This is a genomic window from Amycolatopsis keratiniphila (assembly GCF_000400635.2).
Taxonomy (GTDB): Bacteria; Actinomycetota; Actinomycetes; order Mycobacteriales; family Pseudonocardiaceae; genus Amycolatopsis; species Amycolatopsis keratiniphila.
In genome coordinates, this window is the sequence record NC_021252.1 from 4,924,957 (window position 1) to 4,936,718 (window position 11,762).

General features: G+C 67.0%; 8 protein-coding genes and 1 pseudogene. 2 read left to right on the plus strand and 7 right to left on the minus strand.

From position 1 onward, the window contains the following. Nucleotides 1-26: 26 nt before the first annotated feature. Nucleotides 27-1,202 (minus strand): helix-hairpin-helix domain-containing protein, encoded by a 1,176-nt coding sequence (locus AORI_RS63480; RefSeq protein WP_046199812.1) that lies wholly within the window; start codon nucleotides 1,200-1,202, stop codon nucleotides 27-29. Nucleotides 1,203-1,826: 624 nt separating this feature from the next. Between AORI_RS63480 and AORI_RS63485 the strand changes: the two genes are divergently transcribed. Beyond that, nucleotides 1,827-3,026 carry a pentapeptide repeat-containing protein gene (locus tag AORI_RS63485; RefSeq protein WP_123798463.1) on the plus strand — a complete coding sequence of 400 codons (1,200 nt, stop codon included), beginning with the start codon at nucleotides 1,827-1,829 and terminating at the stop codon, nucleotides 3,024-3,026. Nucleotides 3,027-3,071: 45 nt separating this feature from the next. Here the strand turns inward: AORI_RS63485 and AORI_RS83675 are convergent, their stop codons facing one another. The 6 genes and pseudogenes from AORI_RS83675 to dnaE form a co-directional block, all read right to left on the minus strand. Beyond that, a complete protein-coding gene (locus AORI_RS83675; protein WP_016334836.1) occupies nucleotides 3,072-3,503 on the minus strand; it encodes a hypothetical protein in 432 nt (143 codons plus the stop codon). Continuing rightward, nucleotides 3,500-5,251 (minus strand): integrase, encoded by a 1,752-nt coding sequence (locus AORI_RS63495; RefSeq protein ID WP_200870925.1) that lies wholly within the window; start codon nucleotides 5,249-5,251, stop codon nucleotides 3,500-3,502. The genes AORI_RS83675 and AORI_RS63495 overlap by 4 nt, the downstream gene beginning before the upstream one ends. After that, a complete protein-coding gene (locus tag AORI_RS84035) occupies nucleotides 5,248-5,583 on the minus strand; it encodes a hypothetical protein (protein WP_016334838.1) in 336 nt (111 codons plus the stop codon). The genes AORI_RS63495 and AORI_RS84035 overlap by 4 nt, the downstream gene beginning before the upstream one ends. Continuing rightward, nucleotides 5,580-7,526: a hypothetical protein gene (locus tag AORI_RS63505; RefSeq protein WP_016334839.1), complete on the minus strand. Its 1,947-nt coding sequence runs from the start codon at nucleotides 7,524-7,526 to the stop codon at nucleotides 5,580-5,582. The genes AORI_RS84035 and AORI_RS63505 overlap by 4 nt, the downstream gene beginning before the upstream one ends. Then, nucleotides 7,526-9,007, minus strand: a complete 1,482-nt coding sequence (locus AORI_RS63510; protein WP_016334840.1) for a hypothetical protein — start codon at nucleotides 9,005-9,007, stop codon at nucleotides 7,526-7,528. Before AORI_RS63510 ends, AORI_RS63505 begins: the two co-directional genes overlap by 1 nt. Nucleotides 9,008-9,111: 104 nt before the next feature. Further along, nucleotides 9,112-11,301 (minus strand): annotated as a pseudogene (gene dnaE, locus AORI_RS63515) (DNA polymerase III subunit alpha); the annotation flags it as partial. 237 nt (nucleotides 11,302-11,538) lie between these two features. Here dnaE and AORI_RS63520 point away from each other — a divergent pair. Further along, a complete protein-coding gene (locus AORI_RS63520; RefSeq protein WP_016334842.1) occupies nucleotides 11,539-11,730 on the plus strand; it encodes a hypothetical protein in 192 nt (63 codons plus the stop codon). Nucleotides 11,731-11,762 lie beyond the last annotated feature (32 nt).

Here is an 11,762-nt window from a genome sequence, read left to right on the forward strand (position 1 = left end):
AGTCTTCCACTCCCGGTTCGCTCCGGTCACCGGAAATCACGCGACTTCGACGCCAACCCCAGCAGATCCAGCGGCCGCACCTGATCCGCGACGACCGTGCACGTTCCCTCAACAACCTGCGCGATACCCCGGAATAGCAACGCGTTGCTGGCCAGCAGCACCTTCCTGCTCCGGTGAAACAGGCCCGGGGAAACGAGGATGTTGGCCATGCCGGTCTCGTCCTCGAGGTTGAGGAACGTGATGCCGCCGGCGGTGGCGGGGCGTTGGCGGTGGGTGACCGCTCCCCCGATCCACACCCGTGCCCCGTCCTCGGCCTGGGCGACGGCGGCAGCGGTGATGGCACCGTGGTCGGTGAGCCACTGGCGGAGGTATTCGATGGGGTGGGAGCCGGGTGAGATGCCGGTGGCCCACAGGTCGGCGGCGGTGACCTCGATCCGCGTCATCCCCGGCAGCGCCGGGGCGTCCAGGCCGGGCGCGAGACCGGGGAGGTGCTCGGGCCGGGTGGTGGCCGCGGCACCGGCGGCCCAGAGCGCTTGACGTCGCGCGGGGCCGAGGCTGGTGAACGCGCCCGCGGTGGCGAGGGCCTCGATGGCGGGCTTCTTCAAGCGGACGCGTTCGGTCAGCTCCCCGATGCTGGTGTAGGGGCCGTTGTTCTGGCGTTCGGTGACGATCGCTTCGGCGGCGTTGTCGCCGACGTTCCTGATTGCGGCGAGGCCGAGGCGGATGGCGTGGCCGCCGGTGCTTTCGGGTTGGGGTTCGAGGGTGGCGTGGGTGAGGCTTGCGTTGATGTCGGGTTCGTAGACGATGACGCCGTGGCGGCGGGCGTCGGCGACCAGCGATTGCGGGGAGTAGAACCCCATCGGCTGCGCCCGCAACAGGCCCGCGCAGAACGCCGCCGGATAGTAAAACTTGAGATGCGCGGAGGCGTAGACGAGCAGAGCGAAGCTCATGGAGTGGGCTTCGGGAAAGCCGTAGCCGGAGAAGGCGTGGATCTGCTCGAACACCGACACGGCGGTGTCGCGGTCGACCCCGTTCGCCGCCGCCCCGTCGAAGAACCGTTTGGCGAGTTTCCGCATTTTGGCGCTGGAGCGCTTCGCGCCCATCGCCCGGCGCAGCAAGTCGGCCTCGGCCGGGGTGAAGCTCGCGACGTCGACGGCCATCTGCATGACCTGCTCCTGTTCTTCGGCTTCTGCGTGTCTCATGAGCCATCGCCGAGCTGGCGGAGGACCTCCAAGTAGTGACCAGCGTCACTTCCTGGAGTGTTGCTGCGGGTCTGATCGGTCCCCGGCAGAGGGTTGCCTCAGGTTTGGGAAGCTCGGTGTGGCGGTCGTAGCTGGGGGTCGCCCAGGTGCGGGCCAACTGCCTGATGCGATCAGGCGGGATGGAGGCCTTGTGGTTCAGGCAGCCATAAGCGTCAGCGAGGCCGAGTTCGGTCCCGACAAACAGACGTGCAAGCGCGGACGCGGTGTTGTGTTGTCTGGGATCGGAGAGGTCCAGCAGCGCGGTGGCTATCGTCGGTGTGCTGAGGCTGCGGCGCAGCCTGCTGTCGACGTACGCGCGAATGTGCCTAGCCGCGGACGGGTGAATGTGCCCAACTGGCGAGGCGTCCTGGCCGCGGGACTGCGCGGAACGTCTGTCACCGAACGGGCGCAATGCGGCTATGAGAGCGCGTGCGGCGACCGCTAGTAATTATCGGCCCACCGCATGCGTATGTGCCTCGTTGCCACGGCTGCGCTATCGGTGTTGCGCTCAGGAGCCGCTGGGTCAGACTCCTTGTCATGGTGATGAAACCGCAGCTTAGCTCTGTCGTAGCGACAGGAGGCGCCATGTTGCTGGTCGTGGCGCTGTTCTTGAAAGCGCGATGGTCTCGTATAGCGGAAGAGTTGGCTCATGTGTCGGTGGCCGGGTGGTGTGCCATCGCGGGGTCTGCGCTGGTTATCGGAGCTTTGGTGCGGCTTGTCTGGGTGTGGACACGGGGTATGACATGGACACGGGCAGCAGGATTGGTCATTGTGGTGCCGATTGCTGCGTTGACGGCACTGACGCTGGTGCTGCTGTACGCCACGGTCGACACCTCCCAACCCCTTGTTCGTATTGAGGTGATCAAGACAGCGCTCGCGGTGGGAGCAGGAGCTGGTGCAGTCGGCGCGTTGTTGCTGGCCGGCCGAAGACAGTGGACATCTGAGCTTGCGGATCGCCACGCCGTCCATGATGCGGCGGAACGCCGCATCACTGAGCTGTATGTCAAGGCTGCCGATCAGCTTGGCTCCGACAAGGCCCCGGTACGCCTGGCCGGGTTGTATGCGTTGGAGCGACTTGCCCAGGACAACGCTGGTCAGCGGCAGACCATTGTCAATCTGCTGTGCGCCTATTTGCGGATGCCGTATGGCCCACCCAGCGGCGGCCACAGCCATCGGAACGGCCTGCATCGCACGCTGTTAGCCGTGCGCCCCCGCAGACATGCCCCTGCGGTTGTCACCGCGCCGACTGCTGTGGAGTCTGCGGTGCAGGAACACGAAGTCCGCCTAGCCGCCCAGCGTCTTCTCGCCGACCACGCCCGACCCCACGCGCCATCTGGGCAACCCAATGACGGGTTCTGGGCCGATGTCGACCTCGACCTCACTGGTGCCGCCCTCGTCGCGTTTGATTTCGCTTACTGCTCAGTTCGGACTGCTACATTCAGCAATGCACAGTTCACCGGAAAAGCCAACTTCAAAGGGGTCCAATTTAGCGGAATCGCCAAGTTCGACGAGGTCAGGTTCATTGGCGCTGCCGACTTTAGCAACAGCCAGTTCGCCGACGTGGCCTGGTTCGCGGGTGCAGAGTTCGCTGCCGATGCCAGGTTCAGGGAGGCTCGGTTCACCTCCGTCGGATTTAGCGGAGCAAAATTCGTTGCCGACGCCGTCTTCAAAGGAATCGTCTTCAGTGGCACGGCTGGATTCAGTGAGGCCCAGTTTGCGCGGAGCGTGCCGAACGAGATAATGGAGTATCTGTCGTCGGATCTCGAACATGGCGAGGACGATTAGGCCGTGTTGTGTCCCTATTTGCTTCTGGTGGAGCGGTCCGCAATGTCATCTGCGGCGGTGCTCGTCGAGGGAGACGATCCTGCCTTTCTGCTCCAGGTCCTGTCTCAGCAGGGTGTTGTCGTGGTGTAGGGCTGCGATCGCCGTCGCTGCGGCTTGGAGTTGTTTCCGGAGCTCGGTGTTCTCGCGGGTCTTCTCCGCCAGTCGTGCTCGGAGCCGACCGATCTCGTCGTCGCGGCGGGCTTCGCCCGGCGTGAGGGTGCCATGCTGGGCGAGGTGGGCCTCCCAGTCGGCCAGGATGCCGGTGGCCCGGTTCATCGTCGCGCGGCTGACCTGGGCCTCGCGCCAAAGGTTCTCCTTGGTCAACCGGCCGTCGGTCCGCTGGGGTTTGCCTTCGAACAACCGCTGCATGGCGGAGCGTAGGGCCTCGGATGTCGTCGTGGAGACGCCGTCGCTGGTGATCGTGCGGCTGGTGCTCATCGTGGTTCCTTCGGGATGGTGTCTAGGACGGCCTCGACTCGTTCCAGCTCGCGGCGGATGAGGGCTTGGCGGCAGGCGGGCAGGTTCGGGGTTTGCAGGACTGCGAGCTGGGTGCGTCGGTGCGCGTCGTAGATCGGGATGTGCTCGGCGCCGATCAGGCTGTTGCGGCAGCGATCCGGGCGGCAGCGTTCTTCCAGTGGCCCGGTGTGGCCGGCCGGGATCGTGGCGTGTTCCAGGCAGACCGCGCCGACGGGGTTGTTGGGGTCGAACAGGCAGTGGTTGAGCGTGCCGAACCGGATGGTGATCCGTGCTTTGCGCAGGAGGCTTTCCTCCACTCTTGCGTCTCCGCCGCGTGCCGCGACCGACTCTTGGATCTCGTCGAAGGCCTTGCTGATCTGTGCTGCTCCGGGGCCGAACCCGACCGGGTGGCCGTTCTTGTGGGCTTGGTAGAGGTCCTTGATGCGACGGAACCGAGCGGCGTCGATCGCGGATTCCAGGTGCTTGGACCAGGACGGGTCCGAGGCGGCGTAGCCCTGCGTGACGCGGTTGGCCAGCGCGCGGGTCGCGGCGTGCTTGAGCTGGATACCCAGGGCGATCTCCGAGCCCGGGAACTGGTCGGTGAGCATCGCCATCGTCCGGCGGAACATGTGCGGCCGGGCCGCCCCCGCTGGGATCTCCTCCAGCCCGGTCCAGCCCCGGGCTGCGTTGACAAAGGCGATGAACGCCGCCGTCATCTCCGCGCCGTCGACGGTCTCGCTCACGTGCGGGCGCGCCAGTGGCGCGAAAACGCGCTCGGCGTGTGGGGAAACCGCCTCGGCGACCGTGATGGCTTCGGCGACCGGCTCGATGATCCACCAGTGCTTGCGGGGCGAGCTGGGATCGCCCTTCTCTTCGATGGACGCGATGGCCGGGGAGTTGTAGTGCTCAACGACGTTCCCGCGGGTGATGGCGTGGATTTCCGAGTCGCGCATCATCGACAGCCCAGCGACCAGCACGAATGCGGCGTTGCGCAACGCGACGGTGAGGTTGAACAGATGCTGAGGCCCGATGCCGGGGTGCCACGGGCCGACAGTGCCGTCCGGCCTGCTCACCTGCGCAAGGCCGTCCACCAGTCCCTGCGTGGTAGTCCGCCCTTCGGCGACGACCCGCAGAACACGCGACTTGTGTCGCGAGCTCTTGACGAGGGAGTAGGTGGGCTGGCTGCGCAGTCCGACCAGCAGGTCCAGCAGGAGCCAATTGACCCGTGGCTGTCCGTCCTCCCGCGGCGCGGCGTGGACGGGGATCTTGTTCGCGGTGTTGGCCAGCCAGGCCTCGACCTCGGCGTGGCGGCCCAAGATCGACGGTGACACGGCGGCGAGGAGTTCGTCGCGGCGGCCGACGGCCCGGAGGATGTCCGGGGCGAATGTGTGGACGTAGGCCCAGGCCGCGCGGATGAGCGGGAACCAGATCTCCGGAGAGATAGCTTTGGTCGCAAGCTCTCGCTGGCCGGCGTAGTGCGCGACCTGGCGTGCGCTACGTCCCGGCCACGGGTCTTCACTGGGCCAGTCGCAGGTCAGGGCCGGGGCGACAGCGGCGAGACGCTTGATCAAAACGACATGCGCCACGACCGTGCCTGGCTTCTGCGTCGCCCGCAGGCCTTTCACCCGTCGCCGCAGATCCGCCGCATTCCAGTGGCTGGGGTCCAGGGGCAGCCCGGCAGTCTTGGACCAGGCGAGAAGGCTACGCAGCTTGGAGGCGGTCTGGATCAAGGTAGGGATTTTCGCTGGGCTGTGCCCAGATAGACGCCGGCTTCCTGGAGTACCTCGTGGTGCGGGTTCGCCATCGCCGTCAGCAGTTCGCGGGCCAACAGATTCCAGCGGGGCTCCTCCAGGCCTGAGGAGAACTGGATCCGCCACTCGGCGGGACTGAGGTTGGCTGGGCGGCGGACGATGCCGTTGAAGTCCCAACCGACCGTGTCACCGAAGCGTGGGACCGCGGCGTCGGGGTGGCGGGCGGACTCCAGCAGCGGGTGGCTTTGCAGGACCGCGTCCTTCTCGCCGAAGAGCGATCGCCGTTCGGAGGCGGGCTGGTCGAGCTTCACCGGTCGAACTCCTGGTGTGCGGTCAGAGGCAGGTGTAGTGCGGCGGTTCCAGCGTCGATGTGTTTGTGGGCCAATGCTTTCTCTTCCACGGTCCGGTCAGCCAGGACCGCGCGGAGGTTGGTGTAGGTCTGGCCCCAGATTGTCGTGAACCGGTCCGGGGGCATGCGGCGGCGGGTGTTCTCCAAGTGCTGCTCGAACAACAGCAGCTGGGGCAGATGGCTGGGCAGGATCCAGGCGTTGCGGCATTCCAGGCAGCGCAACGGTGCCACCGAGCAGAGTTCCCCGGCGGAGCTGAACGGCGAGTCGTAGGGGTCCTTGCAGTGCGACAGGCCCATATCCAGCTGGCCAGTCACGATTCCCTCGGCCTGGTCGGCGGGGAGCCCCAGCTCCTGCAGCCGTGCGCTGTCGCCGGCAGCGGCCTCGGCCTCCGGCGTAATGACGATTGGCCCAGTGATGGCCTTATCGAACCAGTGTCGCTGGGCGGCGGTGATCACCTCGCCGGAGATGATCCGCAAGGTGGTGCCCTGCGCGTAGTGCGCAGCAAAGGTCTCTCGGGTGTGGTCATCAGCTGCGATCCCGACCCGGCCGCGGGCGACGATGGCCTTCTCGACCTTGGTGGACTTGCGCAGCCGGCCAATGTGGGCTGGTCTGCTGACCTCGACGCCGACGCTCGTGAGCCAGGCGCTGAACGTCGTTCGTGGAGAATCGGGGTCCCAACGCCGGAACACCAAGGCGTAGTTGGGCAGAAACGCCGCGCGAACGAAGAGCGAGTCCTCGACCTCCGGCAGCCGTTCGCGGACATTCGCGGTGACCTTCAGCAGCCGCTGGATGATCGCGGTGACTTCTCTTCGGGGCCGATCGTGCAGGTCGTGCGTGGCCGGTCCTTCGGTGGCTGGCTCACCGCGATCCTCAGCCTGCTGCTCGACGCCGCCTGGCTGCGGTGCGCCGTCGCGGAAGGCGCGGTGGCGGACCCGGCCCGCGCGCTTCTTGACGATCGTCAGCCTCACGCCCTGAGGCAGAAACTCGACGTCCTTTACGCCGAAGGAGGTCACCTCCTCCGAGCTCAGGCCGGTGGCGTCCATCAGCAGAACCCGGAAGGCGTGCAGGTCCATCGTGTTTGGATAAAGCTGCGCGGTCAGGTGGTGAATGAGCAGCCGCTTGGCAAGGTTCGGCATGATCGTCCCGTCCGACCCGGCGACCAGCCTCCGCAGCTCCTCCGGCCACTCACCAACATGCGAGGGAAGCTGCGCGCGCAGCTCACTCATAGCGACCGTTCCCCGGGAAATGCCCCAGAGCAAGTCCGGCGGATGTAGCCAGCTCCCCTGCTTAGGGTGTCGGCCCTGCGCGGCGAGCTGCCAGCCGTTGTCCAACCGGTGCTCCAACGCGTTGACCTCGGCCCAAGCTGCCTTGATCAGAGCTCGTTTGTCGTGGCGGGAGAACTCATCGCGTTCCGAGGACTCGCGCCAGTGGGTCGCCGCCGGGCCTCGGGCGAAGCGAACGATCTCGTCCGCGACGGGCCGGTCGGGGTGGTCATCCCGCCGGATGATCAGCACGCGCAGTGCCCTGGCAATGAAGGCAGCCCACCTCGATCCGGGGGAAAACGCGGCTGGTAACTGACGTTCCCACCTGGCCAACACGCGCGCCAGCTGCGGGGTTTCCAGGTCCGTCGACTCCGGGTTGACCTCGGGATCGGTGTCGACGGCGATGCAGAACAGGTCGATGCCCCGCCGGTAGGCACCCGACGGGGCGCTGGTGATCTCGGTGGCTGCGACGTAGTCCATCCACTCGTCGGCGAGCTGGGCCGCCAGCCGCGAGCACCGATAAGCGCCCGGGTCGAGCCGTTGGATCACCGGTCGTCCCTGCGATCGCAGAACCTGGACCTCGCGGGTGCCGACCCGCCCCGCCAGTGTGTCCTCCGGCCGGTCTGCGTCCTGAGTGGCCATCAGCCGAGGTCCTGTCCGGGCTGGCTATCGAGGGCGAAGGCATGGGCGGCGATCTGGGCGTACGTGACTTCCTCGGTCTGATCGCCGATCCAGCCGCTGAAGGCCTCCTCAAACTCGTTGATCAGATCGTCCGTGTATTGCAGGTAGGCGTAGGTGGCCTCGGGGCTGGAGTGACCGAGCCGCCGGCTCACGATCAGCAGTGGGTTGCGGCGGACGTGCTCGGTCAAATAGCGCAGGTGACGGCGTTGCCGGGCAGCGGGATCGGGCTCGGCACCCTCCAGTTGCTGTTCCAGGTAGGTGAGCAGCTGCAGGGCGTGCGTGTGCCTGAGGTCGTGCCAGCGCCACCGTTTCCTGGGCAGGCGCGGTGCGGACTCATCAGCCAGGGCGACCATGCGCCGCCAGGCCGCGTGCCGATACCGCTTCCAGGAGTCCGCGCCAGGCATCAGCCCGCCGCGGCAGACGAACACCGCCAGCGCCTCCAGCCCGAACTCGCCCTCGTGAACCGTGATCCGCCGCAGAATCGGCGGCATGCCCGCCAGAGTGAACACGTGCTGCTCGCCGTCCTGAACTCCGTGGACCAGGCCCGATTCCCGGTCGATCCGCGAAACCACGAACAGCTCCCGGTGCCGCCGCTCCAGCGTCTTGGCCGCAGCCGCGATCAGCTCTGGCCGCTCCAGCAGCAGATAGGTCTCCACCGAGCGCATCGACTCCTCGGGGACGTAGATCCCCCGGGCCTTGCCGTACTTGGCGCACGCCTGGACAGTGAACTCCACCGACGTGCCCGGCGTGGCGGTCCCGATGCCGAGTTCGGGCAGCAGCACAGTGGCCCACTCCTGCCACCGCATCCCGGTGCCCAGCGCCAGATCCGCCCCAGCCCGACTGCGGTGAGGCGCCCAACCACGGAATCCACGGTCGATCCGCGAGTCCGGGCGCTGGCCGCCAAGACCGACGTCCCGGAAGTACCGGTACTGCTCCAGCGTGAGATGTCGGATGTCCATCGCCCGCCGGAGTCTGGGCGACAACGGGTTACGCCCCCGCGCGGCCACTCGGACCGGCCGCTGCCTCCGGTGCCCGGTCTTCTCCAGGAAATTGTAGAACTGGTCCAGTAGCACCGACTCCTTGCGCCAAGCCGAGACACCGATCGGTCGCCGCTGCAGCTGGGTGCGCTGGCGGCGGTAAGCCACCAGATCTGACTCGGACGCCGACACCACGTCCCGACCATGGGAGGCCTGGTGCGCGGCGAAGCGGGCCATGATCCGCCCGTAATCCTGCATCGTGGTCCGGGACAACTCCGCGTAGGACAAGTTCCGACCCCACGAACACAACGGCTCGATCGGCATCATCGTCTCGTCGCCGAGGTAGATCGGTGTGCCGTCCGAGATCGACCGCTCCCGCAGCAGCCGCGCGACGTCCACACCGGATAACACCGGGCTCTCCAGATACTGCTCGGCCAGCTTGCTGTCCACTGTGAACCGCCGCATCCTCGTACCTCCGTGAGATGGCATCGCACGAGAGATAGCAGCTGATCACCGCCAATCCAAAAACTCGATCACACGGCATGCGCATCTCGTGAGACATATCTGAACTGCCCCAAGAACTCCTGAAACAACGGCACCCCGAGTGTCCTATCGAGACTCCGCGCCAGCAGGGGATGCTTGTGCTTCCAGGTTTCCTCGCCGCGGCGGCGGGCGATGTAGGGGTGGACGGAGCCGCCCTGGATCGGGCCGGGCCGGATGAGCGCGACTTCGACGACGAGGTCGTAGAACTTCCGCGGCCGCAACCGCGGCAACGTCGCCAGCTGCGCCCGGGACTCGACCTGGAACACGCCGATCGCGTCCGCCGCGCACAGCATGTCGTAGACGTGGGGGTCGGCGAGGTCGAGCTTGCCGATGTCGACCGTCTCCCCGTGATACTCGGCGATGAGGTCGATCATGTAGTGCAGCGCCGACAGCATGCCGAGACCGAGCAGATCGAACTTCACCAGCCCGACAGCGGCGCAATCGTCCTTGTCCCACTGCAACACCGACCGTCCGGGCATGCGGGCCCACTCGACCGGCACCACCTCCGACACCGGCTCCCTGGAGATCACCATCCCGCCCGAGTGGATCCCCAGGTGGCGGGGGAAGTCTTCGAGGGCGTCGGCGAGTTCGAGGATCTCGCCCGGGATCTCCCCCGCCGCCTCCTCGCCGGTTTTCTTCACGCCGGCCCAGCGGTTGACGATCTTGCTGTAGGCGTCCTGCTGACCGGGGCTGAAACCCAAGGCTTTGGCGGCGTCCCGGATCGCCGACGGCGCCCGGTAGGTGATCACGTTCGCCACCTGCGCCGCATGGAAACGGCCGTGTTTGTCGTAGACGTACTGGATCGCCTCTTCGCGGCGGTCGGACTCGATGTCGATGTCGATGTCCGGCGGACCGTCCCGCTCCGGCGCGAGGAACCGCTCGAACAGCAGCCCCCACTTCACCGGGTCGGCGTGGCAGATCTCCAGCGCGTAACAGACCGCACTGTTCGCCGCCGATCCCCGGCCCTGACACAGAATGTTGGCGTCGCGGCAGAACCGGACGATGTCCCACACCACCAGGAAATACCCCGGGAACCCCAGCTCCTCGATCACGTCCAACTCGCGCTCGAGCTGGGCGTAAGCCTTCGGATAATCCTCGCGGTGCCCGTAGCGTTTCGCCGCACCCGCCCACGTCAGCTCCCGCAGGAACGACATCTCGTCATGCCCCGCCGGGACCGGGAACGGCGGCAAGTCGGGTGCGACGAGGTTCAGGTCGAAGGCACATTCGACGCCGAGCAGAGCGGCGCGGGTGACCGCGCCCGGATACCGCGCGAAGACCTCGGCCTGCTCGGCGCCCGAGCGCACGAACGCCATATGCGCCGCCGACAGCCAGCCCTCCATGTCATCCAGCGACCGGCGGGCGCGGACCGCGGCCACCGCGTCGCCGAGCGGGCCCCGGCCGGGGTGGGCGTAGTGGACGTTGTTCGTCGCCACCGTCACCACGCCGACCGCTTCCGCCATCGAGGCCAGGGTGTCGTTGTAGGTGGAGTCGAGCGGCAGGCTGTGATCGATCAGTTCCACCGCCACGTTGTGGCGTCCGAACTTGTCCGCCAGGGACACCAGCTCCGACATCGCCGCGACCTTGTCGTCCGCGGCCAGCGCGCGGCGGATCCGGCCCTTGCGGCAGCCGGTCAGCACCAGCACATGCCCCGCCAGATCATCGACCAGCGCGTCCTCGTCGTAGACCGGGCGGCCCTTCTCCCCGCCCGCGAGCTGCGCGCGGGAGATCACCCGGCATAAGCGGCGGTAGCCCTCGAGGCCGCGGGCCAGCACCAGCAGGTGCGCGCCGCTCGGGTCCGCGACGCCGTTTTGCGGTGCGGGCAGATCCAGCGACAGCTCCGCGCCGAAACCGACGCGGACCCCGAGCTCGCGGGCGGCCTCGTTGAACCGCACCGCCCCGTACATGCCGTCGTGATCGGTCAGGAAGATCGCGTCCAGGCCCTGGCGGGCGGCCTCCTCGACCAGCTCCTCCGGGTGGCTGGCGCCGTCGAGGAAGCTGAAGTTCGAATGCGCGTGCAACTCCGCGTACGGAACTCGCGGCACCGCGCCGCCGTCGTCGTCGCCCTCGCGGACCCGTAGATCCACCGGCGGCCCCGCGTAACCCTCTCGCTTACGCGACCACGCCGGCGAATCGTTCCCGTCACCCTCCACACGAGGACGACCGGACGCGACCCGCTGGATCTCACGCCACGGGACAGCAGGATTGTTGAACGCCACACCAGCTCCACACCACACGCTCTGCCGTGGGGGGAAGCCAGCGACAAACACTCGAACATACGCACGAACTCTGTCGACGATCCTGAACGCCGAACTTGCTCCCGTCAAGCCCTGTGCTTGACATAACACCAGGTAGTGGACCCGACACTACCCCGACCAGTGAACCATGTGCAGGGACTGGCATGGTTGACTCGACTTGATAACACGCTAGGCCGTAAGAGTGACCTGGGAGGCACGGTGGACGAACCCGACCTGACCGGCGCGACCGTGTACGAAGCCGCCGACAAACCCTCTCTCGGCGGCGGCCGCTGGCACGTCCTGCCCGACGACACCACCTACTATCAACCCTTCGGCGGTACATCTCGTCCCGCCCTCGTCACCGCGTCCACACTCCGCGACATGCCGACTTGGACTGAAGTCTCGAGTTGAACCTCGGCCGTCCGCCGTGACCGCTCGGCGAA

Coding starts and splice junctions, on each gene's coding strand:
- AORI_RS63480 (WP_046199812.1), bottom strand. CDS start 1,202: ATGAGACACGCAGAAGCCGAAGAACAGGAGCAGGTCATGCAGATGGCC.
- AORI_RS63485 (WP_123798463.1), top strand. CDS start 1,827: ATGTTGCTGGTCGTGGCGCTGTTCTTGAAAGCGCGATGGTCTCGTATA.
- AORI_RS63505 (WP_016334839.1), bottom strand. CDS start 7,526: ATGGCCACTCAGGACGCAGACCGGCCGGAGGACACACTGGCGGGGCGG.
- AORI_RS83675 (WP_016334836.1), bottom strand. CDS start 3,503: ATGAGCACCAGCCGCACGATCACCAGCGACGGCGTCTCCACGACGACA.
- AORI_RS63510 (WP_016334840.1), bottom strand. CDS start 9,007: ATGCGGCGGTTCACAGTGGACAGCAAGCTGGCCGAGCAGTATCTGGAG.